Source organism: Streptomyces zaehneri (assembly GCF_032248645.1).
Classification (GTDB): domain Bacteria; phylum Actinomycetota; class Actinomycetes; order Streptomycetales; family Streptomycetaceae; genus Streptomyces; species Streptomyces coriariae.
The window spans coordinates 184,185-207,107 of record NZ_JASTTJ010000009.1; the positions used below are offsets into that span (position 1 = coordinate 184,185).

20 protein-coding genes, 1 tRNA gene and 3 pseudogenes are annotated in these 22,923 nt (G+C 66.2%); 11 read left to right on the top strand and 13 right to left on the bottom strand.

The genetic code is table 11. The features are described from left to right. Window positions 1-42: 42 nt before the first annotated feature. Window positions 43-1,701 carry a multicopper oxidase family protein gene (locus QQM72_RS17495; RefSeq protein WP_314221803.1) on the bottom strand — a complete coding sequence of 553 codons (1,659 nt, stop codon included), beginning with the start codon at window positions 1,699-1,701 and terminating at the stop codon, window positions 43-45. Window positions 1,702-1,797: 96 nt separating this feature from the next. Continuing rightward, complete coding sequence (locus QQM72_RS40900; protein WP_399077574.1) at window positions 1,798-2,229, bottom strand: DUF6153 family protein; 432 nt, start codon at window positions 2,227-2,229, stop codon at window positions 1,798-1,800. 95 nt (window positions 2,230-2,324) lie between these two features. Here QQM72_RS40900 and QQM72_RS17500 point away from each other — a divergent pair, with 95 nt between their 5' ends. Further along, window positions 2,325-2,747 (top strand): hypothetical protein, encoded by a 423-nt coding sequence (locus QQM72_RS17500; RefSeq protein ID WP_314221804.1) that lies wholly within the window; start codon window positions 2,325-2,327, stop codon window positions 2,745-2,747. 25 nt (window positions 2,748-2,772) lie between these two features. Here the strand turns inward: QQM72_RS17500 and QQM72_RS17505 are convergent. The 3 genes and pseudogenes from QQM72_RS17505 to QQM72_RS17515 all read right to left on the bottom strand — a co-directional run. Then, a pseudogene (locus tag QQM72_RS17505) lies at window positions 2,773-2,931 on the bottom strand (TetR/AcrR family transcriptional regulator); the annotation flags it as partial. Between the two features lie 320 nt (window positions 2,932-3,251). Beyond that, the gene (locus tag QQM72_RS17510; RefSeq protein ID WP_314221805.1) at window positions 3,252-3,386 is read right to left on the bottom strand and encodes a hypothetical protein; all 135 of its coding nucleotides are present in this window, start codon (window positions 3,384-3,386) and stop codon (window positions 3,252-3,254) included. Between the two features lie 1,047 nt (window positions 3,387-4,433). Next, a complete protein-coding gene (locus tag QQM72_RS17515) occupies window positions 4,434-4,802 on the bottom strand; it encodes a hypothetical protein (protein ID WP_314221806.1) in 369 nt (122 codons plus the stop codon). A gap of 288 nt (window positions 4,803-5,090) precedes the next feature. Here QQM72_RS17515 and QQM72_RS17520 point away from each other — a divergent pair. Further along, window positions 5,091-5,564 (top strand): annotated as a pseudogene (locus tag QQM72_RS17520) (hypothetical protein); the annotation flags it as partial. Here the strand turns inward: QQM72_RS17520 and QQM72_RS17525 are convergent. Continuing rightward, window positions 5,516-5,589, bottom strand: a tRNA-Gly gene (locus tag QQM72_RS17525). The pseudogene QQM72_RS17520 and the gene QQM72_RS17525 overlap by 49 nt on opposite strands. A 527-nt stretch (window positions 5,590-6,116) precedes the next feature. Between QQM72_RS17525 and dcd the strand changes: the two genes are divergently transcribed. The 5 genes from dcd to QQM72_RS17550 all read left to right on the top strand — a co-directional run bounded on the left by dcd (window position 6,117) and on the right by QQM72_RS17550 (window position 8,467). Continuing rightward, on the top strand, window positions 6,117-6,692 hold the full coding sequence (dcd, locus tag QQM72_RS17530) for a dCTP deaminase (protein WP_020133056.1): 576 nt from the start codon (window positions 6,117-6,119) through the stop codon (window positions 6,690-6,692). Then, a complete protein-coding gene (locus QQM72_RS17535; protein WP_314221807.1) occupies window positions 6,689-7,216 on the top strand; it encodes a phosphoribosyltransferase in 528 nt (175 codons plus the stop codon). Before dcd ends, QQM72_RS17535 begins: the two co-directional genes overlap by 4 nt. Window positions 7,217-7,553: 337 nt before the next feature. After that, window positions 7,554-7,760: a hypothetical protein gene (locus QQM72_RS17540; RefSeq protein WP_314221808.1), complete on the top strand. Its 207-nt coding sequence runs from the start codon at window positions 7,554-7,556 to the stop codon at window positions 7,758-7,760. After that, window positions 7,744-8,265 (top strand): DUF6879 family protein, encoded by a 522-nt coding sequence (locus tag QQM72_RS17545; protein WP_314221809.1) that lies wholly within the window; start codon window positions 7,744-7,746, stop codon window positions 8,263-8,265. Before QQM72_RS17540 ends, QQM72_RS17545 begins: the two co-directional genes overlap by 17 nt. Further along, window positions 8,255-8,467, top strand: a complete 213-nt coding sequence (locus QQM72_RS17550) for a helix-turn-helix domain-containing protein (RefSeq protein WP_314221810.1) — start codon at window positions 8,255-8,257, stop codon at window positions 8,465-8,467. The genes QQM72_RS17545 and QQM72_RS17550 overlap by 11 nt, the downstream gene beginning before the upstream one ends. A gap of 177 nt (window positions 8,468-8,644) precedes the next feature. Here the strand turns inward: QQM72_RS17550 and QQM72_RS17555 are convergent, their stop codons facing one another. From QQM72_RS17555 to QQM72_RS17565, 3 genes are all read right to left on the bottom strand, one after another. Continuing rightward, on the bottom strand, window positions 8,645-9,046 hold the full coding sequence (locus QQM72_RS17555; RefSeq protein WP_314221811.1) for an HNH endonuclease signature motif containing protein: 402 nt from the start codon (window positions 9,044-9,046) through the stop codon (window positions 8,645-8,647). A gap of 125 nt (window positions 9,047-9,171) precedes the next feature. Then, window positions 9,172-10,338, bottom strand: coding sequence for a phage major capsid protein (locus QQM72_RS17560; protein ID WP_314221812.1), 1,167 nt, complete (start codon window positions 10,336-10,338; stop codon window positions 9,172-9,174). A 1,223-nt stretch (window positions 10,339-11,561) separates the two neighbouring features. Next, a complete protein-coding gene (locus tag QQM72_RS17565; RefSeq protein ID WP_314221813.1) occupies window positions 11,562-13,211 on the bottom strand; it encodes a recombinase family protein in 1,650 nt (549 codons plus the stop codon). A 74-nt stretch (window positions 13,212-13,285) separates the two neighbouring features. Between QQM72_RS17565 and QQM72_RS17570 the strand changes: the two are divergent. Continuing rightward, window positions 13,286-13,372: pseudogene (locus QQM72_RS17570) on the top strand (phosphoribosyltransferase); the annotation flags it as partial. A gap of 329 nt (window positions 13,373-13,701) precedes the next feature. Here QQM72_RS17570 and QQM72_RS17575 read toward each other — a convergent pair. The 4 genes from QQM72_RS17575 to QQM72_RS17590 all read right to left on the bottom strand — a co-directional run bounded on the left by QQM72_RS17575 (window position 13,702) and on the right by QQM72_RS17590 (window position 18,720). Continuing rightward, the gene (locus QQM72_RS17575) at window positions 13,702-13,926 is read right to left on the bottom strand and encodes a cold shock domain-containing protein (RefSeq protein ID WP_314221814.1); all 225 of its coding nucleotides are present in this window, start codon (window positions 13,924-13,926) and stop codon (window positions 13,702-13,704) included. 290 nt (window positions 13,927-14,216) lie between these two features. Beyond that, window positions 14,217-14,993 carry a hypothetical protein gene (locus tag QQM72_RS17580; RefSeq protein WP_314221815.1) on the bottom strand — a complete coding sequence of 259 codons (777 nt, stop codon included), beginning with the start codon at window positions 14,991-14,993 and terminating at the stop codon, window positions 14,217-14,219. A 185-nt stretch (window positions 14,994-15,178) separates the two neighbouring features. After that, on the bottom strand, window positions 15,179-16,270 hold the full coding sequence (locus QQM72_RS17585; protein ID WP_314221816.1) for a Yip1 family protein: 1,092 nt from the start codon (window positions 16,268-16,270) through the stop codon (window positions 15,179-15,181). Between the two features lie 158 nt (window positions 16,271-16,428). Next, a complete protein-coding gene (locus QQM72_RS17590; protein ID WP_314221817.1) occupies window positions 16,429-18,720 on the bottom strand; it encodes a (Fe-S)-binding protein in 2,292 nt (763 codons plus the stop codon). Between the two features lie 321 nt (window positions 18,721-19,041). On the opposite strand from QQM72_RS17590, the gene QQM72_RS17595 reads away from it, so the two are divergent. From QQM72_RS17595 to grpE, 3 genes are all read left to right on the top strand, one after another. After that, window positions 19,042-20,301: an MraY family glycosyltransferase gene (locus QQM72_RS17595; RefSeq protein ID WP_314221818.1), complete on the top strand. Its 1,260-nt coding sequence runs from the start codon at window positions 19,042-19,044 to the stop codon at window positions 20,299-20,301. Window positions 20,302-20,396: 95 nt separating this feature from the next. Further along, the gene (gene dnaK, locus QQM72_RS17600; RefSeq protein ID WP_314221819.1) at window positions 20,397-22,235 is read left to right on the top strand and encodes a molecular chaperone DnaK; all 1,839 of its coding nucleotides are present in this window, start codon (window positions 20,397-20,399) and stop codon (window positions 22,233-22,235) included. Continuing rightward, window positions 22,232-22,888 carry a nucleotide exchange factor GrpE gene (gene grpE, locus QQM72_RS17605; RefSeq protein ID WP_314221820.1) on the top strand — a complete coding sequence of 219 codons (657 nt, stop codon included), beginning with the start codon at window positions 22,232-22,234 and terminating at the stop codon, window positions 22,886-22,888. Before dnaK ends, grpE begins: the two co-directional genes overlap by 4 nt. The last annotated feature ends 35 nt before the right edge of the window (window positions 22,889-22,923 follow it).

Sequence of the window (22,923 nt, forward strand, 5' to 3'; positions counted from 1 at the left end):
GGCGGGACTGCCTGGTCCCGCCCCGGACCGGGTGCCGAAGGCTCAGGCTCCGTAGGCCACGAGCGCCATCATCCCGGCCTCGCCGTGGTAGGCGTTGTGGCAGTGCAGCATCCACTGGCCGGGGTTGTCCGCGTCGAGGACGACGGACACCTTCCTCCTGGGCAGCACGATGGTGGTGTCCTTGCGTGGACCGGTGCTGCCGAGCTGGTAGGTGTGGCCGTGCAGGTGCATGGGGTGCCACATGCCGGTGGTGTTGACGAAGTCGAGTCGGACGCGCTGGCCTTCCTCGACGAGCAGCGGGTTCGCGGTCGGATCGGCCATGTCGTACCGCTTGCCGTTGACGGCCCAGTCGTACCTGTCCATGCTGCCGGTCAGTTCGATGCGGTGGACGCGGTCGGTCTTCTTCGTGTCCAGTCGTACGTCGTCGGTCGCGCGCAGTTGCGAGGCGGTCACGATCCGGCCGTCCAGTTCGGCCGGTCGTACGTCCGGTTTCGGGGTGCTTCCCGATCCGGTGCGCATCAGGGCCATGCCGGCGGCGCCCTTGCCCTCGGCGAGTGCGACGAGCGGGAAGACGCCGTCGCCGAGGGTGACCAGGACGTCGTACCGCTCGCCCATGCCGAGCAGCAGGGCGTCGACCTCCTGGTGCTCGACGGGGAAGCCGTCGGTGTGGGTGATGGTCAGCTTGTGGCCGCCGAGCGCCACCCGGTAGGCGGTGTCGCTGCCCGCGTTGATGATCCGCAGGCGGACGCGCTTGCCCGGCTTGCCGGTGTAGGTCGCCGGATCGGTCGGCACCCGTCCGTTGACCAGGTGGTACGGGTATTTCACGTCTCCCGCGTCCCCACCGAGCAGCCGGCTGGTGGCACCCATGAGCCTGAACCTCATCGACATGCCGGCCCCGGAGGAGGCGGCGGAGGACGCTGCCGTCGTCCCGTCCGTGCCGGAGCCGCTCATGTCCGTCCCGTCCGTGTGCCCCATGTCGTGATCGGACGAGCCGGCCGAAGCGGAGGGGGCCGACGCGTCGCCGGAACCGCCCATGTCCATGCCGCCCATGTCCATGCCGCCCATGCCCTGCCTGAGCTCCGCGAAGGCTTCGTCGGGAGTGCCGGTCACGCCGTCGAGCCAGTCGTCGAGGACGACGACCCACTCGTCGTCGTACGACAGCGGCTCCCTGGGGTCCTCGACGATCAGCGGGGCGTACAGGCCCCGGTCGAGCTGGACACCCACGTGCGGGTGGAAGAAGTACGTGCCGGGCGCGTCGGCTACGAAGCGGTACGTGAAGGTGGACCCGGCTCGCACCGCGGTCTGGGTGACCGGCGGTACGCCGTCCATGTCGCTGCGCAGCGCGATGCCGTGCCAGTGGATGGAAGTCGTGGTCCTGCCGGGCAACTGGTTGGACAGCTCGGCGGCGAGGGTGTCGCCGGCGGAGATGCGGATCTCCTTTCCGGGGGCCCGGCCGCTGAAGGCCCAGGACTTGGCCATGGTGGCGCCGCCCAGGTCGAGCGTCCCGGGAGCGGCCGTCAGGTTGAGGCGGTGCACCCTGCCCGTACTGGTCCGCCTCTTCTCCGTGCGGGCGACCTGGGAACCGGAGGGGCTGAGGAGGGAAGGGCTGCCGGAGGTGTCGTTGCTGCATGCGGCAAGCAGGCCAGTGCCTGCCGCGCCCAGTCCGGCGAGCAGGACGGAGCGACGGTCGATGCTGTTCACGAAGAGGTCCTCTTCTCGATGCGCGATAGGCGTTCGGGGTGGTCCGGACATGGCTCGCCGGCGTCACGGGGACACGGGCGAGCCGTAGGACGCGGCCTATATGCGCAGTTGAGAGAGGAGGGACAGGTCGGGTGGCGCACGATTCACGGAGCGTGCCCTGCCCACGCCCGAGAGCCCCGCGGTCAGGGGCGGGAGTGACGGGTCTGCCGACTCAGGCGGTGCGGGGAGCTGTACGACGTTGACGCCGGCGGCCGTGCAGAGCTGCATGGCCATGGAAGGGCAGGCGGCGCCGTCGGAACCGTGTGCCGCGACGCCCGCTGCCGGCGAGCCCGTGTGGGGGTGGGCGGCAGGAGCTGAGACCGGTCCCGACATGGCGTGCGGTGCAGCTGCCGGCATCGCCGTGACCGGCGAGTCGGGAAGCCCGTGGTGGAGCAGTACGGCGACCACGGCGCACAGCGTGACGAGCAGCCCGCGTACCCGGCGCGCGGCACCGCCGGTCTGGGGCCGAGGCAACTCTCGTACCGTCATCAGGAGCGTCCGTACTTCCTGCCATCGCGGGCCACCAGTATACCCCGTACGGGTATACTTGGTCGCTTGGGAAGTCGCGGGCGCGCTCTTCGGCGATGGAGCACGCGCTGAAAGCGGCCGTCGAGGCGGCGGCACCGTCGGGCGCGCGGTACGCGCGGCCGACGACGCTGGAGGCTTTCGAGAAGGCGGCCGACGGGGTGGAGGGCGGCGAGCAAGCCCGGCAGGTGATGGCGGACGCCTATGCGCGGCTGATCTCGACGCGCCCCGAAACGCTCCTGACGCAGATGCAGGGATATGCCGCCGTGGCGGCCCGCGAAGTGCGGGGCGATGACCTGATCGGTGAGGTCGTCCGGGCCGACTGGATGAGTATCCGGGAAACCGTGCGCCTGTCGTCGGGCGCTGATGCCGACAAGACCGCAAGCTTCTTCGCCTGCGGCATGCTCGGCAACACGCTTACGGCCATCGGGCATCCATTGGGTGCCGGGAGGTGCGGGAGGTGCGGGAGGTGCGGGAGGTGAGGGGAGTCTTCTGGGCGGCGATGCGTCAGTGCACGCCTGCCGCGTCGAGCAGGGTCGTCACGGTGGGCGCGACGAGCCCGGTCAGGTTGTCGGCCTGAATCCCCGCGCGGGCGCTGGCGCCGTCGAAGACCAGGCTGAGCTGCCGGGCCAGCAGATCCGGATCGCCCGCCCCGCCCTGCTCGGCCGACGGGGAGGCTTGGCTGATCGCCGAACGCGGACGGATCCTCAGACGTTGGATCAGTGAATACCCTGACCGCGCCCTGGGTGAGCCGTTCGGAGTCGAGCGACGGCTCCTCGACGCCTACGGCATCACGGGCAAGCCCGAGGATCTCGCCCCTGACAGCGACCTGGCCGGCGACTGGGCGGCGAGCTGGGGGGATTGCTGGGCGACGACGGTCGCAGAGGAAAGCAGCGTCGACCCCACCAAAGCCGCCGCGGACGCGGGCTCGATCAGCCGCATGCTGGTAGCAGCTGCTCTACCTTTCGAGTAAGCGCACGGCTTGATCACAGGCCGGCCAGTTCGCGCAGGGCGGGGGAGTCACGCCCGTCGACGAGTGCATGAGCAGCGAGCATCGGGAGCTCGTCAGACGGGAGTACCTCCGCCACATACCGCCAGGCGCTGTGCTGCAACCGGTCCATGCGCCGATCGTGAGATCGGGGCTCCCTACGCTGTCGGCGATGCTCAGCGCGGGCGGTGATCTTTGCCTGTTCCGGCGAAGCCCACCCCGTCGCCAACGCAGCTCCCGTCGGTGCCATCGCTCCTGCGCCGGCACCGAGTACCGCTGCTAGCCCAGCATCCATGGGCACGAAGATAGCTGTGCGTCCGTGGTGTACGAGGTGGTGGGGTCTCAATGGCCAAGTCAAGCCAGTGGTGCACCGTCCACAGGGTGAGGCCAATTCGCAGCCTTGGGCTCAGCCATCCCACGTCAGGAATCGGCTTTTCCGTCTTCAACGAGCAACCAGCGGCCGTACCTGGCTAAGGCGTCGAAAGGTTCGGGGTGCCTGCACGTCGGATCATCACCACGACGTGCCGTGCATATTCCGGGCGGGTCCATAGTCGTACAGGCCCCGCAGACGATTCACATTCGATCACCAACGCACCGGTCGGGAGCCGCCACACTTCGCGCAAGGTCGCTTCGCGTGCGCAGACGTAGTTCAGATCCGTCGGGAGTTCACGCAGCCGTGTCCACGGCCAGCGAGGCTTCCACCGGAACTCGCTTCCGGCCTGCACCCGGCCAAGGCTGTATCGGTGTCCCTCGTCGGGCAGGTTAGCCCCGACCTGGAAGAAGACTGCTTCGCCTGCTTCGCCTGCTTCGGCCTGAGCAGCTGTCCGCCGGGCTCGCCGTGCCACGAGTACCGTCCCGATCATCGTGCCGACTAAGACCCAGATCCCCGTAACCATCCGTGAAGTAAAGCAGGCGGCCAACTGACCACCAAGGGGTTAGGCGCGCTTCTGACCTGACGTCACCCACCACTCTCCTCAGCTCCCATCCCGTCGCCCTGGGTCGACGGCAGACGGGATGGGAGCATCCCCGCACCCACCGTCTACTCGCCGGCACTCGAACCCCGTAAAGAAGGTTGTAACTCAGTGACATCGGGCTTGTGGTGCGTGGATTTCCTGGTCAGAAGGGTGGGACTTCGCATACCGGCTCAGTTGAGCCCGCAGCCCGTCAGTTCATCCCTCGGTCAACGCCTGGCCGGGTAGTACGCGTCGTTGGCCTCCCGCGTCTGCTCCTGCCAGAACAGTGCGAGGAAGAGCGTGAGAAGTAGTTCGTCGGACAGCGAATCGCCCTCGCCAGGAAGCTGCGCCCGGATGGGGCTGCTGCCGTGATCGGCATAGAAGATCTCAAGCGGGCCGACCCCACACACATTGCTGCCGTGAGGGTCGTACCTCAGGTCATGAGGGCCGATGCGCAGCAGTTGGGTTCCGGACCTGCTGTGTTCGCAGCTCCACTGGCCGACGGTGCTGGGCAGGCTCGACCATCGACGATAAGTGATCTCGACGCCGTCACAGAGCTCAGAAGTGAACTGAACCGTTGGTATTCGATCGGCCATGAACCTAGCGTGCGAGGTCGCCTGTCTCGCCGTTTATAGGTGATCGCCGAGCTGGCAATGGCACACAAGCGGCCGGCCCTGTCATAGCTGAGTTCGATGTGCATATGTCCAGCTCGCTTCCGGGAGGCGCCGTCTCACGACAGGAATGAGCACGAGTCCTCGTGCCGCTGGCGCGAATGCTTCTCCTTGGAGGCCGCTTCCAGCTTCGCACTTCCGCCCAGGTCCCGCAGGCCGGGCGTCTGGCGGTCTTGTCGATGGGTGGGCAGCCCGAAGGTTGGGCTCGATCCGGGGCAGCACGGGCTCGTCTTCGTCGGCGAGAAGGGAGCGGCGTTCCGGCGCAGCACCTTCGGCCGGAAGTGGCGTAAGGCCCGTGTCGTCGTCGGCGTTCCCGAGGGCTTCCGTTTCTACGACCTTCGTCACACGGGGCACACGCTCTCGACCCGGTCCGGTGCCACTCTCAAGGACACGATGGTCCGCGCCGGCCAGTCCTCCGAGAAGGCCGCGCTGATCTATCAGCACTCCGACGACGACCGACAGCAGGAAGTTGCAGCCGGTCTCGACGCGACCGTCCGTAGGGCCCGCCAGGAAGTGCAGGAAGCTGCGGCCGTGCCAGAACCGAGGACGGCCGCTCCGGACGATCACCGTTCTGGCACGCGGCGAGTGATCGCCGAGCACAGCAAAAAGGCCCCGGTCGATGACCTGGGCCTTCTTCATGGAGCGGGTGACGAGAATCGAACTCGCGCTCTCAGCTTGGGAAGCTGATGTTCTACCATTAAACTACACCCGCGTAAGACGCCGGTTTGACCGGTGTCTGAGCGCTCCGTCACTCTACCCCATGCCAGGCCCCGGGCGATGAAGCCATGGGGCCTGAGGGCGTTTCAGGGGGTGGATCCTGCTGCGGGCGGCCGGAGTTGGGGCGTACGGTGGGGTGGTGGAAGTGGGGTCGGGCGGGGTCGGAGTGCCGCCTGGAGGGTCGTCCCGTTCGTCCCGTAATGTGGCTTTCGTGGTCCGGCGGGCAGCAGCCGGACAGGGCTCTTGGGGAAGGGACTCTAGGACTTGATGGAGCGCACCGTCGTCCGTTGTGCCGATGGGCACGTGTTCAGCACCGCTTCGTTCCCGATGCAGCAGGCCGAGCGGCTCGGTCCCGGGCGGCTCGTCCGGTGCCCTCGGTGTACCCGGTTGCGCAGTGCCGTACCGGTAATGCTCGAGAAGCGGTAGCGGCAACAGGAGCCGGAAGCGCTGGAGGCGCCGCCGGTCTGGCGCGCGGAGTCGTCCGATGGTGGTCGCTCCGCGCGCTTTGCGTATCCTCGGGACGTGCTTCTCTCAGACAAGGACATCCGGGCCGAGATCGATGCCGGGCGAGTACGGATCGATCCCTACGACGAATTTATGGTGCAGCCTTCGAGCATCGACGTACGGCTCGACCGGCTGTTCCGGGTGTTCGAGAACCACCGGTACCCGCACATCGACCCCTCCGTCGAGCAGGCCGACCTGACCCGGCTCGTGGAGCCCGAGGGCGACGAGCCGTTCATCCTCCACCCGGGGGAGTTCGTGCTCGCGAGTACCTACGAGGTCATCACGCTTCCCGACGATCTCGCCTCGCGGCTCGAGGGCAAGTCCTCCCTCGGGCGGCTCGGGCTGGTCACCCACTCCACCGCCGGGTTCATCGACCCCGGGTTCTCCGGGCATGTGACGCTCGAGCTGTCCAACCTCGCCACCCTGCCGATCAAGCTCTGGCCCGGAATGAAGATCGGCCAGCTGTGCATGTTCAGGCTCACCTCGCCGGCCGAGTCGCCGTACGGCAGCGAGCGGTACGGGTCCAGGTACCAGGGCCAGCGCGGGCCGACGGCCTCCCGGTCCTTCCTCAACTTCCACCGGACCCAGGTGTGAGCGGCGACGACCTGACCGGCGCGGGCGTGGCGCGGGAGAACCTGACCTACGAGCAGTTCGGCACCGCCGTCCGCGCGCTCGCGCAGGCCGTCGCCGACGACGGCTACGTACCCGACGTCGTGCTGAGCATCGCCCGCGGCGGAGTGTTCGTCGCCGGCGGGCTGGCCTATGCCCTCGACTGCAAGAACATCCACCTGGTGAACGTCGAGTTCTACACCGGGGTCGGGACCACGCTCGAGATGCCCGTCATGCTCGCGCCCGTCCCCGATGTCATCGATTTCTCGGACAAGAAGGTCCTGATCACCGACGATGTCGCCGACACGGGCAAGACGCTCAAGCTCGTCCGTGACTTCTGCCTGGACGCCGTCGCCGAGGTGCGCAGCGCCGTCATCTACGAGAAGCCGCAGTCGCTCGTGAAGTGCGAGTACGTGTGGAAGCGGACCGACGACTCGATCTGGATTAATTTCCCGTGGTCGGTTGATCCCCCAGTGGTGCAGCATCACACCACGGTCCTGGACGCGTAAGCGCAGGTCACAGGCTTTGGCCCCCGCCTTCGGATGGGGCTTCTGTGTGCCCGGACGCGGTCTGCTGCTCGGGCGTCTGGGACCTTCCGGTGCCGCCCCGGCGGCCTGAACGCCACCGCCGCGCCCCCTGGTGCCCCTCGGGTTGGATCGGCCCGCACGGGGCCGCGTACGGCCACCTTCGGGGCATGGCGAGCGTCGAGCGGCACCGGGACGGCCGCTGTGAACCGGGCGTACCCGACAACGCAAATATTGGCGATGCCGCATAGACGACCACGTTCAACCCTCGTACCGTCTCGTTCAAGGGCCCCAACAGGGGCCAGACGCAAAGGGGTTCGGCATGGCGCGCGAGGAACTGACCCGCCTTACCGGCAACGGGAACGGGGAGTGCGGCCAGGGGGACTGCCCGAACGTGTACCGCACCGAAAAGGGATCGTTCGTCGTGCAGGGCGACGTGTCCGACGCCTTCAGGCCGCCCGAGGGTGAAGGGTTGGTTGAGATCCCGGAAAGCGTGCTGAGGGAGGCATTCAATGCTCTTGGCTGGTGAAGCCTGGCAAGTCAAGTTCCGGGACTTCCAGAGCGAGGCGTGGCGACTGGAAACCCTGCCCGCTTACCGCGTGCAGCAAGAGGCCGAAGAGTTCTCGCGCTTCCTGGCGGGCGAACGGTTTCCGGGGCCGTACGAGGATTCGTGGACGGCCATGATCCGAAACCGAAGGGAATCCGGCGCAAGTGTGGGGCGAGTGCACATCCTGACTCGGCCTCTCTCTGACTATCTACGCTTCGAGTTCGAGAGGTATTACCGTCACCAGGCCCCCATCGGGGAGGATATCCGAATCCTTGACGTGACCGAGCGCGAGAATCCGTTGCCGGGTGCCGAAGACTTCTGGATGTTCGACAAAGCGGAAGTCGTCCTGATGCACTATGAGGCGGACGGAACGCAGATCGGCCGAGAACTGTACGAGGGAGACGTGACCCCGTTCCTCGAATATCAGCGAATCGCGCTTGCCGAGTCTGTGCCCTTCGAGGAGTACGTGAAGGGCCTTGACCTTTGAGCCGGAAGAGCTAGGCCAGTCCAAAGCCGACCTAGCCGAGACGCTGAAGATGCTCCGCAAGCGGGCCGGGATCACTCAGACCCGGCTCGCTCAGCGGTGCGCTATGAGCCAGACAAAGATCAGCAACATTGAAGGGGCGAAGCTAACCCCGACTCTGGTTGACGTCGAGCTGATCAGAGCTTGTTACCGCATCTGTTGCTAAAGACCGGAACGAGTTCCTTGTGCCTATACCGGTTCGCGGTCAGATACCGCGTTACCGGGGTATCAAATAGGTAGCCAAAGACCGGCACGCCGTCAGGCGAGACACGCCCTTCCCAGATGCGGCACCCGATTTCAATAATCGGCCTGGAAGCCGCCATGATCTCGTCGAGTGGAGTCATCACACACAAACCTCGGCTTCGAGCACAGTGCCACCGATCTTTTGAAGAACGTTCCGGGCCGCGAAGTGATCCTTCATGAAGGCGATCCAGTAGGCGTTACGCGCTCGGCGCGAGTTCTCGCTTCTCGTCACGGGCGAGAGATGATCCGGGTTACAGCAAGCCTTGTTCTGGCAAAGGTGGTCGATAGTCCAGCCTTCCGGTATTCGGCGGCCCGAAACCTTGAAAGCTTCACGATGCGAGTAGTAAGACCGATTGTCGGCCGTGAAGCGGCCGTAGCCGTCCGGAGTCTTCGAGCAAGTCCATTCCCAACAACCGCCCTCGGACTCGGGCCAGATGATTGAACGACTGCGAAGGTATGAGAGAACGGCGGCCTTTTCGGCCATATCGAGGAAGGATTTCACGGGAGTTCCTTGACGGGTAGTGGCAAGTTTTGGGCACACGCCCAAGCATTGAGGAGAGCAAAAAAGGGAGACGGCCCGGAAACGGGGTGACCAAACCCGTTTCCGAACCGCCCAAAAGGACTGCCTTAGCTCGCGGCAGCCTTGACAATCTGCGCCGAGGGAGCCTCGGCCAGAGAGACACCCGCGAGACGCATAGTCAGCTTGAAGCCCACCTGATCCTTATCGAATCGGGCGTCTTCGCTGACTCGCACCGTGGCGTTTCGCCGAACGCCAACCACGATCCGGGAAGCATCGGCCACGCAAACAGTCTTCGGGGGCAGGAACGCGCTAGCGAGAATCGGAAGACCCCAGGCCGTAGAAGCCGGGGAATCCGTGGGGGAGCCAGCCTGATAAGTGCCCGACCCGGCGGCCTTCTCCTTACGGAGAGCCGCAGCCATATCGACGGATGCCCACACAATTGAAGGGGTGCCGTTCATGGCTTCAATGCGGGCTACAGCGTCGGCCAGGTCGTCATAGGTGACGGTCACCTTTCCGGTGCCGAGAGTTGTAGACGTGCCCTGGGAAAGGATTCCCTTAATCGGGTTGGTACCGGAGCCGACAAAGGCGTCGGCATCGAACTTCAGGGAAGCGTCACGCAGAAGGTTATTCGCAATCGAGTTGCGCAGGTCGATAGCGGAGTCTTCCAATATTTCGGTACTCGCCCATTGAATCCGGCCGATCTTCTTCGGCTCGAACTTGACCTCACCCCAGACCATGTCTCCCTCGGGAAGGGGCTGACCTTCCTCGACGTAATCCATGCCGTCAGTGGACACAAGCTGCGGAACAGAGAAGGTCGCCGAATCGAAGGGAACGATGCTCTCCACCGGAAGACCGCGCAGGAACGTCGACTTGGCCTTAAGAGCGTCGATGTACTTCGCGGCCGTCTGCTGGGAGACGGTGTAACCGCCGTCGCCCGGAACGCCTTCGGCCACCAGGGCGCGGTACTCGCTGAGCGACGGCATCAGAGCCCGCCAGGAGCCCTCATCACGGGCCGGGCGAGCCGTAGGCGTCAGCATGCCCAGCCCGCTCGCGAGAGAGCGAACCTCGGTCTCCCGCTCGCCGCGCTCGACAGCGTCTCGGGCCTCGGCCTCCAGGCGCATGATGTCCCGGTCGAGACGCTCGACGCGCCCTCGCTTCGCATCGTCGCTAAGGGACGAGTCGCCCACGACGGAGCGGAGCTCGGTAACCAGCTTCTTCCGCTCTTCAAGGGCGGCCATTGCCTGGCGCTTATAGAGGTCAGTGCAGTCAGTCATTGATATTCCTTCATTGATCGAGGCCGGAAGCGGCCGGGAATGACAAAGCCGCACAACACCCGGAAATGGATGGGGCGGCTTGGGGGCGGCTATTGCTCCGCTACGTTGCGAAGTTGTTCACCACGTTCGACGTTTCAGCGCGTGTCGCGCGCTGTTGCTCAATCCGCTCGATGAAGCGGACTCGGCGCGCAATGGCGCGGGCTAGGTTCTTGCAGGAAGGGCCGCAATACCGGGGCGGCCTACCAGGGCCGTACTCGATATTGAACGGCTTCTCACAAGCCCAGCACTTCAGCTCGACTGTGTTGTTCATGTCCCATGTCTCTTCGAGATCGTTCGAGAGGAGCACAGCATTCGGCGACAGAACGGAAGACAGCCCGACCCCACGGCCACATTTGGAAACATGCCGTGAAGCCGGGCCGTCATCCTCGCGCCGCCCCGTGACGCTTCCTCCCCCGACCCCCGAAGAGGGTCACCCCCTGTACCGGTAGCGGCACTAGGCCGCTAGTTCGCCCGTGTATAGCCGATAGGCACGCTCGGCCAGGGCGTAAGGAATCTCCGCCCACGGCCAGCATTGCGGCTCGTTCCCGCCCAGGAACCAAGCCTTCTGTTCTAGGGAAAGCTCAATCGGCCCTACAGGGGCCGTGAAAGGTCGATCTCCGGCCGAGGGGGCCGAGTGGCCGAGGCTTGCTGGAGCGGCCCTCGAAGGGCCGCGCTGCGGCTTCCTGCGGGTACGTCCTTCCCGTCCGGCCTTGACGGCTGCAACAACCTCAGCCGGGGCAGTGAGACGGTAGACAACCGTGTCGGCGGACGAACGCACCCCGGTATCGGTGAGATATCCGTACTCGACGAGCTTCTTACGGTGCGGGTGAACCTTCGTCGCATTGGATAGCCCGACCATCTCAGCAATGGTTCCCCATGGACGGAAACACGTCCGTCCCGTCCGTGTAGTCACCGAACATCGAGAAGGTCCTAGGCAGGATGGCCAGGGAAGGGGTGTTGATTGTGCCGTGCTGAAATCAACTAAAGAACCCCCTGAGTTGTGCGCTGGTCTGTGAGCCAGTTCTACGTCAGCAGGGGTGGCGGAATCAAAGGTGAGGCCCGACATAGCATCGAACCCCTGGCGGAATCAAGGAAGGTCGTTTAAACGGCCAGGGGTGAGCGGGGGAATGGAAAAGCCCCGGTCGAAGACCGGGGCCCATGTAGGGGTCGGCATTCCCCTCTATCTATTCCTTGTCAGTCGCTACCAGTTTGCCGAGGTGCGCTATCGTTTTCATCGCGTGCCGGTGAATGCTTTGATTGTATTCCTTTGAGGTGAACTCGGTTTTCTCGTCACCGGCATCCTCGGGGGCCATCAGCATGAAGAACGGCTCGCGGACAGTGCCTATAGGGATCATCCGGAATCCGGACCGGTACAAGAACGGGCCGCGTTCCTCCCAGGTTTCCATGGCTTGCCACTTCTGCCGGTAGGTTATTCCAGTGCCGTGCTCTTGCCAGTGACCGGGCTTGTACGGCTCAGCCTCCAGTTCGGCCAGCAGCGTTGCATTTTCTTCCTGAGACTCGACCAGGGAAGCAACGACGGTAGGACTCTTAGCCGTTTTGATTGCGGTCAGTAGGTTCGCGTTGGCCGCTTTGAGTTCCTGGATTTGCTTCCGGTGATCGGTGCCCGGAATCCATGTGCGGGTTGTTACTTCCTTGTCCCCGATCCGATGCAGGAACCCCGATTCGAGTTCCGAGAGGAGTAGTTCGCGTGGCCATGATGCTTGGTAATCGCAAGCCTTGCCGTTAAGAATTCGTGCGCCGCACCTGTAATAGTGGCTAACCCTGGTGCCGATCACCACCCCCTTGCTGGTTTTCTTGTTAACCCTCTTGTCTGGATAAAGCTTAACTGCGCAGGGGCAGAGAAACAGGCCGGAAGTCGGATCGGAGTTCCGCCTAGTTCCATTCTTGGCTTCCTGGTATCCGTCCAGGATCTTTTGGAGGTTTGCGTATTCTTCGTCTGTGAGAATCGCCTCAGCCCACTGGACGGGCCTCCCCTTCTTTAGTAGGGGCTCGCCGTTATGCATTGCGATTCCCTTGAGGGTCGGCTTTCGGAGGATGGCACCCAGAGCCGAGGACGCCCAGACGCTTCCCTTGAGTTTGGTTTGAGTGCCCGCCTTCTGCTCGGCGGCGTTCACGGACCGCTGATAGTCCTTCGAGGTGAGTATGCCCCGGTCATTCCAGTCGCGGCAGATCTTTCCCATGGAATCGCCTTGATTGACGATCCGGTCGTATGCCTCTCGAACCAGCTTGGAAGTAACTGGGTCAAGGAAGAGCTTGTATCTGATCTTTCCGTCTTCCATGGGGACCGGGACTGGCCGATACCCGAAAGGCCAGATACCCCCGCCCCAGAGTTCAGCCTGCCGGAAGGACTCAGCTTGCCCTTTTCGCTTCCGAGAAACGGCCTGCCTGTACTCGGCGGCCTGGGATGCCTTGACGTAGGCAATCAGGCGTCCGGTAGTCGTGTGGATGTCCAAGGCTGGGTCATCAAGGCAGATGATCTCTTTGCCGCCCTGGTGGCACTTCTCCGCGAACTGTTCCCAGTGCCACTGTTCCCGAGTGATTCGGTCCAGTGCCGTCACGACAATGGCATCCCACTCATGCCAGAGGGGTTCCCTCATCCACTGACCCAGCTTCGGCCGTGCATCGAGGTTCACGGCCCCGGAGACGGTGGTGTCGACCACGTCGGCCACGGTCACGGTCCCAGTCCCGGCGAGTGCTTCGTCTATCTCGGTTCCCTGTCTATCGAGGGCCGAGCTTGTCTCTGTGTCGCGGCTGATCCGTCGAGCCTTGAGAACCCTCATGCCAGTCTGTAGACGCGGGTACATCCTTGCCATGCCTGACCCCCCCTGCGGCGTCCGCTCCCTGGTGGTGCGGACTGGTCGAGGGGCCATGGTAAGTCATTCAGATCGACGACTGGATCAACTTCCCGTGGAGTGTTCTGCCTGTGGTGCGTAAGTCGGGGGAGCCGATCACGCCTTCCAAGGAAGTCCTGTAGGCATCCCCAGGCCTTGAAGGGTGGGTGTACCGAGATGCTCTCGCTCGGCCGCCCGTGTGTCCTTCGCCAACCGATGTGCCTTCTGCCGTGCGCTTCCGGTCCATCCCGAGCTTCGGACCTCGGAGCCGAAGACCCCGGTAGGCCAGGGGTTGGCACGACCGCTCGGTCAACGGGGCGTCAGGAGCTTCGAACGCCCGGAAGGCATGGCTGTCGGGGCCGCTCGTAGCTGCTGCTGTCTGCCGTTGTTGATGCCAGACGTGGATGCCAGACGTGGATGCCAGACGTGGATGTCGGATGTGGATGCCAGACGTGGATGCCGGATGTGGACGTCAGGCTGGCCGAGGCACTATTTTCACCGCCCGGTAGGCGTAGCCGTCCTGCTTGAAGCCAGGGGCTTCCCATTGGAGATCTACGCGCTGCCCCGGCGACAGGGTATGGACGCCCTTCGTCCGGATGTCGGCATAGTGGCCCCAACAACCGCCTGGTGTCTCGGGGGAGTCGAGTACCCCCCACCCTTCCTCGTCGTACCACTCACGGACAGTCGCAGTCACCATGCAGCGACTCTACGGGGGCCGGCTGCGCCGACGTATCGGGGACCTCAGCTTGGGAAGCTGCGTTCGTTCCGGCTGCGTTCGTTCCCTCACAGGGGCACGGGCGAGGCCGTCACGCCCTGCGGGGAAGCGCTCTGGCGATCCCGCGGGGCATGGCCCTCCCCGGAGCGGGGCGCCCGTGACATGGGGCGGAACGGGCCGTCTGCGGCATGAGCGAGGCGGGCCGGCCGTTTCTGGTGGCGGCCGGCCCGATCCGGCTCATGTTCTCTTCTGTTTCTCCGCGTTGCCGTTCGTCACTTCGCGCGAAGTACTTTGACGCCGTCCCGCTCGAAGTCGTAGACGTAGTCGTTGAGCCGGAGGCCGTCGACCGCGCCGATCCACATGAAGTCGCGTCCCTTGCCCACGGCGACCGTGTAGACCGTCGGCTTGGCGTTGACGTTGGTGAACGAGGCCTTCAGCTGGGCGAAGGTGCACTGGGCGGCCTTCGTGCAGGTCGTCTCGTTACCCGTGAGGTACCAGTAGCCGGTACGCGTGGCGTCGAGGAAGGGGCTCCAGCCGTTCGTCACCGGGGACGCGGCCGGCACCCACACCAGCGTGGAGTAGTCGTCGCTTCCCGTCACGTTCGGGTCGATCTCGAACCTGATGTTCGGCATGTTCGTCCGGCCGCCGTAGCTGACGTTCTCGCCCGTCTGGAACACGTGGAAACCGACCCGCCGCAGCCCCAGCACCTGCTTCCCGAAGAAGTCCACTTCATTGCCGAAGTCGACCTGCTCGCTGTGAGGGCTCAGCGTGGTGGAGTTGTTCGCCACCTCGATGCCGAGGCTGCCTCGCCCGTACGGCGGCCTGGCGGCAGCAGTGCCCGTGGTGCCGAACGGGCCGTAGGGCCCGTTGCGGAGTTCGGCGACCGGCGAGCCGATCGTTTTGCGGGCGATCACGCCCCAGTGGTCGGAGTGGGCTCGGCCGTCGTCCGTCCGGGCGGCTGCCGATCCCGGGAGGATCAGGGCGATGACGGCGACCAGCAGGGCGGCCACGAGCGCCGTTCCCCGCCTCACGCCAAAGCGAGCTTTCACGCGCACTCCTTGTAGGAGGTGTAGGGAACAGTCACAATATATTACGCTCCGTATTCATCATGGTGCGACATGCGGCATTTGCGATGACTCGCTACGTCATGGTGATCAGGGAAGGTCGCTTTCGGTGATGGCATGCCAAGGGCCCCCGACCATCCGTCGAGGGCCCTACCCGTGTCCGCCGGGTTCTAGAACGTGCCCAGCTTCACGATCGACAGCAGTGCGATCAGCTGGATCGACGACGCGCCCAGTGCCTTCGGCCACGGCAGGTCGTGGGAGCGGCTGACCATCAGGGTCAGCAGGGCGCCGGCCGCCACCCACGTCACCCAGCCCAGCAGCTGTACGAACGACGCGTCGCCGCCGAAGAACATGGCGACGACCAGACGCGGGGCGTCCGTGAGGGACATGATCAGCATCGAGAGGCCGACCGTGGGCTGCCAGGCGCCGTCGCCGCCGAGCTGGCGGGCCAGGGTGTGGGTGACCACGCCCAGGATGAAGGAGCTCAGCACCATCGCGACGGCCGTCGTCAGGACGATCGGGATCGCGTTGGACAGCGTCGCGTTGATCGCGTCCGCGCGCGTGTCGTCGAAGCCGAAGACCGCGAGCAGGCCGTAGAGGAACGTGACGACGAGGGCGGGGCCCCACATCGTGTAGTCCCGCATCTGGAGGAAGGTCTGCTTGGGGGTGAGGACGATGCCCTTCAGCAGCTCCTTCCAGTGCAGACGCGGACCGACCGGACCCGCCGGGGCGGAGCCCGCGTGATACGTACCACCCTGGTTGTACTGGTCGTACTGGTGGTGGTCGTCGATCGAGAAGGCCTGGGTGTGCCCCGGATTGTTCGCGGCGTACGGGTCGTGCGGGGCACCCCCCGGGCCGCCGGGCCCACCGGGGCCGCCCGGAGCGCCGTACGGGGCGTCGCCGCCGAAGTACTCCGGCTCGTCGCCGTTCTGGCCGCCGTACCCTCCGCCGTTCGCCTGCGGCCACTGTCCGCCGCCCGCGCCCGTGCCGCCGTACGGCGGACGCTGCTGCGGGTACGGCGGCTGGGCCGACGGGTAGCCGTACGACGGCCCCGAGGGTCCCGACGGCCCCGAGGACCGCGACGGTCCCTGGGGCGCCTGCTGCCCGTACGGAGGCTCTTGCGGTCGCGCTTGCGGGGCACGGTTGTCCCGGCCGCCGCGTCCCATCCTGAATCCAGCCACGCCTTCGAACGTACCTGGTCCCGGAGAGTGACGTGGCGGGGCCGGCCGTCCGGGCACGGCTTTGCTGCCGAGCTGTGACATCCCCTAAGGGGAGTAACGGGGCGGGATTCAGTGGTTCTTCAGGGGAGGGTCGTAGGGGGCTGAGGGGGAGTCGAAGCGTGAACGGCGGCGCCCCCGTGTCCACGGTGGACACGGGGGCGTCGGTACAGCTGAGGTGCAGCTGGGGTGCAGCCGTTCGGCTACTCCACCGGCTGGGGCTCCGGCTCGTTCTCGGTCTGCGCCTCGCCCGCGGGGGGCTCGTCGTCGACCGTGGTCTTGACCGATTCCAGGAGCAGCTGGGAGACGTCGACGACCTGGACGGTGTCCTTGGCCTTGCCTTCGTTCTTCTTGCCGTTGACGGAGTCGGTGAGCATGACGAGGCAGAACGGGCAGGCGGTGGAGACGATGTCGGGGTTGAGGGAGAGGGCTTCGTCGACGCGCTCGTTGTTGATGCGTTTGCCGATTCGCTCCTCCATCCACATGCGTGCGCCGCCGGCGCCGCAGCAGAAGCCGCGTTCCTTGTGGCGGTGCATCTCCTCGTTGCGCAGGCCCGGCACGCTGGCGATGATCTCGCGCGGGGGCGTGTAGATCTTGTTGTGCCGGCCCAGGTAGCAGGGGTCGTGGTAGGTGATGAGGCCCTCGACCGGGGTGACGGGGATCAGTTTGCCCTCGTCGATGAGGTGCTGGAGCAGCTGGGTGTGGTGGATGACCTCGTAGTCGCCGCCGAGCTGCGGGTATTCGTTGCCGATGGTGTTGAGGCAGTGCGGGCAGGTCGCGACGATCTTCTTCGCCGACTTCGGCTTGCGCGATTCCTCGGTGACCTTGCCGTCGTCGTCGAGTTCCTCGCCGAAGGCGGTGTTGAGCGCCATGACGTTGTCCATGCCGAGCTCCTGGAAGAGGGGCTCGTTGCCGAGGCGGCGGGCGGAGTCACCGGTGCACTTCTCGTCGCCGCCCATGATGGCGAACGTGACGCCGGCGATGTGCAGGAGTTCGGCGAAGGCCTTGGTGGTCTTCTTCGCGCGGTCCTCGAGGGCGCCGGCGCAGCCGACCCAGTACAGGTACTCGACCTCGGTGAGGTCCTCGATGTCGCGGCCGACGACGGGGATGTCGAAGTCGACCTCCTTGAGCCATTCCAGGCGCTGCTTCTTCGCCAGGCCCCAGGGGTTGCCCTTCTTCTCCAGGTTCTTGAGCATGGTGCCCGCCTCGGACGGGAACGCGGACTCGATCATGACCTGGTAGCGGCGCATGTCGACGATGTGGTCGACGTGCTCGATGTCGACGGGGCACTGCTCGACGCAGGCGCCGCAGGTGGTGCACGACCACAGCACGTCCGGGTCGATCACGCCGTTCTCCTCGGCGGTGCCGATCAGGGGGCGTTCGGCCTCGGCGAGCGCGGCGGCGGGCACCCCGGCGAGCTGCTCGGCGGAGGCCTTCTCCTCGCCCTCCATGCTCTTGCCGCCGCCGGCCAGGAGGTAGGGGGCCTTGGCGTGCGCGTGGTCGCGCAGCGACATGATCAGCAGCTTGGGGGACAGCGGCTTGCCGGTGTTCCAGGCGGGGCACTGGGACTGGCAGCGGCCGCACTCGGTGCAGGTGGAGAAGTCCAGCAGGCCCTTCCAGGAGAACTGCTCGACCTGCGAGACACCGAACACGTCGTCGTCACCGGGATCGGTGAAATCGATCGGCTCGCCGCCCGACGTCATCGGCAGCAGGGCGCCCAGCGCGGTGGCGCCGTCGGCGTCGCGCTTGAACCAGATGTTCGGGAACGCCAGGAAACGGTGCCACGCCACACCCATGTTGGTGTTGAGCGAGACCACGATCATCCAGATGAACGACGTCCCGATCTTGATCATCGCGACGAGGTAGACCAGGTTCTGGAGCGTGGTGACGCTCAGTCCCTTGAAGGCCAGGACGAGCGGGTACGAGGCGAAGTAGCCGGCCTCGTAGTGCTCCACGTGGTGCAGTGCACCCTCCAGGCCGCGCAGCACGTAGATGGCGAGGCCGATGGTGAGGATGACGTACTCGACGAAGTAGGCCTGGCCGGACTTGGAGCCGGCGAAGCGGGACTTGCGGCCCGCGCGGGACGGCAGGTTCAGCAGGCGGATCGCCATGAGGACGACGATGCCCAGGATCGTCATCACGCCGATGAACTCGATGTAGAGCTCGAACGGCAGGAAGTCGCCGATGACCGGCAGCACCCAGTCGGCCTCGAAGAGCTGGCCGAAGGCCTGTGCGAGGGTCGGCGGCAGCGTCAGGAAGCCGATCGCCACGAACCAGTGGGCGAAGCCCACGATGCCCCAGCGGTTCATCCGCGTGTGGCCGAGAAACTCCCGTGCCAGCGTCACACTGCGCGCGTAGGGGTTGTCGGTCCGGGTTCCGGCGGGGAGCGGCTGGCCCAGCTTGAAGTACCGGACGAACTGGCCGATGGCACGTGCGATCAGGGCGACGCCGACCACGGTCAGAAGCAGCGACACGATGATCGCGGCGAGTTGCATTTGGGGGCTCCTCGGGCCTGCGAGGGAAATTACTAAGCGGTAACTTATGCAGTCCGTTTGAGACTACCCCGTATTCTCCGTCGCACTGTAGCGGGGTGCGGAGTGATCTCAGTCGCTGAGGGTTGCCTCAGGATCCGGTCGCGTTCGGGTGGGTGGAGTGTTGGGTTCCGGTTGAGGTTCGGCCGGCATCCGGCAGGGGTCCGACCGGGGGTCCGGCTGGGGGTCCGGCTGGGGGTCCGACTGGGGATCGGACTGGGATCCGGTGACGAATCGGCCGTGTTATTCGTACCAAATTGGTACATATGTGACTAATTTATATCCGTGCTCTACGGGATCGTCGCCGCCATCACCGCCCTGTTCCTCGCCGCCGTCCTCGCCGCGCTGCTGCGCGTACCCGCTCTGCGCCTGGGGTTGCTCGACCGGCGGCAGCGGCAGCGGCGGGTTCCTCTGTTCGGGGGTGCCGCCGTGGTGCTCGCCACCTGTCTCGTCGCGGTCGTCGGGGACTGGACGGGTATCGCCCCGCTCGGTGACGGCATCGAGGTGCTGCTCGCCGCGGGAGGCGCCGTCGCCGCGCTCGGGCTGGTCGCGGACGTGTGGCGGCTCAACGCGCGGTTCCTGGTGGTCGGCACGGCGGTCGCGGCCGCCTTCGTGGTGCCGTACGGCGACACCGGGGTGGTGGCCGGAGTCGCCGGTGTCGGCTGGATCACCTTCGTCGCCCTCGCCTTCCGGTCGCTTGACCACGCCGACGGGGTGGCCGGAACCGTCGGGGTCGTCACCGCGTTCGGCGTGGCCGCCTGTGCCGCCGTCGAGGTCATGGACGGGCTGGCGGTACTGCTGAGCGTGTTCGCCGCCGCGCTGACCGGGTTCCTGATGCACAACTGGCCTCCCGCGCGTGTCGCCCTCGGGGCGTGCGGATCGCTCTTCGCGGGGTTCCTGCTCGCCGCGGCCGCCGTGATCGCCCGCGCGGGGCACGATCCGGTCGCCGGCGCCGGGGTGCTGGTCGCACTCACCGCGGTCGCCGTGGCCGACGTCGTCCTGGTCGTGCTGTCCCGGCGGCTGGCCCGACGGCCGTTGCTGCGCGGCGCGTCCGACCATCTCGCCCACCGGCTGCGGCGGTTGGGGCTCACCGCGCAGGGCGTGACCGTCCTGGTCGCGGTGGCGACCTTCGCCGCGGTGCTCGTCGGGGTGCTGGTGCACGCCGGATGGGTCGACGCGCGGGCGGTGTTGTGGGTGGCCGGCGGGGCACTCGTCGTCGTGCTCGGGATGCTGCGGGTCACGGTGTACGGGCCCCCACGCGCGCGTGGCCGACGCGACCGGCGGGCCCGGCGGCCGCGTGGCGTGGGTGTCGCCCGGGGGGCGGGCGGTGCCGGTCGTGGTGTCGGTGGTGCTCTTCGGGAGGCGCGGCTCGCGGGCCGTTCCGTGCCCCGCCCCGAGCGGCGTCCCGGGTCGGGTTCGGCGTCGGTGTACGCGCCCCGGCGTCAATCCGAGGACCAGGCGCACCACCCGCAGTCCGGTGTACGGCGAACCGGTCGATCCGTATCGCCGCAGGTCAACGCGTCCTTGCGTGTAAGGAACGGATAAGAGTTGAGTGGGTACGACTCAGGTCTGTTGACCGAGAGGTGAGCCTCGTGCACACTTGAGTCCGTTCCACTCAAGTCAGCTGGAGGAAGATCACCATGGCACGTGCGGTCGGCATCGACCTGGGCACAACCAACTCCGTCGTCAGCGTTCTGGAGGGCGGCGAGCCCACCGTCATCACCAACGCCGAGGGTGCCAGGACCACGCCGTCCGTCGTCGCCTTCGCCAAGAACGGTGAAGTGCTCGTCGGCGAGGTGGCAAAGCGCCAGGCAGTCACGAACGTGGACCGGACCATCCGCTCCGTGAAGCGCCACATGGGCACGGACTGGACGATCGAGCTCGACGGGAAGAACTTCAACCCGCAGCAGATGAGCGCGTTCATCCTGCAGAAGCTCAAGCGCGACGCGGAGGCCTACCTGGGCGAGAAGGTGGCCGACGCGGTCATCACCGTCCCGGCGTACTTCAACGACTCCGAGCGTCAGGCGACGAAGGAAGCCGGTGAGATCGCCGGTCTCAACGTCCTTCGTATCGTCAACGAGCCCACCGCGGCCGCGCTCGCGTACGGCCTCGACAAGGACGACCAGACGATCCTCGTCTTCGACCTCGGTGGCGGCACGTTCGACGTGTCCCTCCTGGAGATCGGTGACGGCGTCGTCGAGGTGAAGGCCACCAACGGCGACAACCACCTCGGTGGTGACGACTGGGACCAGCGTGTCGTCGACTACCTGGTGCAGCAGTTCAAGGCCGGCCACGGCGTGGACCTCGCCAAGGACAAGATGGCGCTGCAGCGTCTGCGCGAGGCCGCCGAGAAGGCGAAGATCGAGCTGTCCTCGTCCACCGAGACCTCGATCAACCTGCCCTACATCACGGCGTCCGCCGAGGGCCCGCTGCACCTGGACGAGAAGCTCACGCGCGCCCAGTTCCAGCAGCTGACGGCCGACCTTCTGGAGCGCTGCAAGACGCCGTTCCACAACGTCATCAAGGACGCCGGCATCAACCTCTCCGAGATCGACCACGTCGTTCTCGTCGGTGGTTCGACCCGGATGCCCGCCGTCGCCGAGCTCGTCAGGGAGCTGACCGGCGGTCAGGACGCCAACAAGGGCGTGAACCCGGACGAGGTCGTCGCCATCGGCGCCGCGCTCCAGGCCGGTGTCCTCAAGGGTGAGGTCAAGGACGTCCTGCTCCTCGACGTCACCCCGCTGTCCCTCGGTATCGAGACCAAGGGCGGCATCATGACCAAGCTGATCGAGCGCAACACGACGATCCCGACGAAGCGTTCGGAGATCTTCACGACGGCCGAGGACAACCAGCCGTCGGTGCAGATCCAGGTCTACCAGGGCGAGCGCGAGATCGCGGCCTACAACAAGAAGCTCGGCATGTTCGAGCTGACCGGTCTGCCGCCGGCGCCGCGTGGCGTCCCGCAGATCGAGGTCGCCTTCGACATCGACGCCAACGGCATCATGCACGTCACGGCCAAGGACCTCGGCACCGGCAAGGAGCAGAAGATGACCGTCACCGGCGGCTCCTCGCTGCCGAAGGACGAGGTCGACCGCATGCGCCAGGAGGCCGAGCAGTACGCGGACGAGGACCACCGTCGTCGCGAGGCCGCCGAGTCCCGCAACCAGGGCGAGCAGCTCGTCTACCAGACGGAGAAGTTCCTCAAGGACAACGAGGACAAGGTCCCGGGCGAGGTCAAGACCGAGGTCGAGGCCGCCGTCGAGGAGCTGAAGGCCGCGCTCAAGGGCGAGGACACCGCCGAGATCCGCACGGCCACCGAGAAGGTCGCCGCGGTCTCGCAGAAGGTCGGCCAGGCCATGTACGCCGACGCCCAGGCCGGCCAGGGCGCCGACGCTCCCCAGGCCGACGCCCCGAAGGCGGACGACGACGTCGTGGACGCCGAGATCGTGGACGACGAGCGCAAGGACGGTGCCGCGTGACGGAGGAGACCCCGGGCTTCGAGGAGAAGCCCGACGTCCCCTCCGGCGCCACCCCTGAAGACGCCGAGCCGAAGGCCGCTTCCTCCTCCGCTTCGGCGGCGGGGGCGGCCCCGGCCGGGGACACGAACCAGACAGCCGGTCTGGTGGCCCAGCTGGACCAGGTGCGCACCGCTCTGGGAGAGCGCACCGCGGACCTCCAGCGCCTCCAGGCCGAGTACCAGAACTACCGCCGCCGGGTCGAGCGCGACCGGATCGCGGTCAAGGAGATCGCCGTCGCGAACCTCCTGACCGAGCTCCTGCCCGTCCTCGACGACATCGGCCGCGCGCGCGAGCACGGCGAGTTCGTCGGCGGCTTCAAGTCGGTGGGCGAATCGCTGGAGACCGTCGCGGCCAAGATGGGCCTCCAGCAGTTCGGCAAGGAGGGCGAGCCCTTCGACCCGACGATCCACGAGGCCCTGATGCACAGCTACGCGCCCGACGTCACCGAGACGACGTGCGTGGCGATCCTTCAGCCCGGGTATCGCATCGGCGAGCGCACCATCCGCCCCGCGCGGGTGGCCGTGGCCGAACCGCAGCCCGGCGCGGCGGCGGCGAAGGCCGACGAGGCCGAGGCGGCCGACGACAAGGAGAGCGGTGGCCCGGACGAGGGCTGAGCTCGACCGGATGAGTGATGGAGAGGAGGGACGTC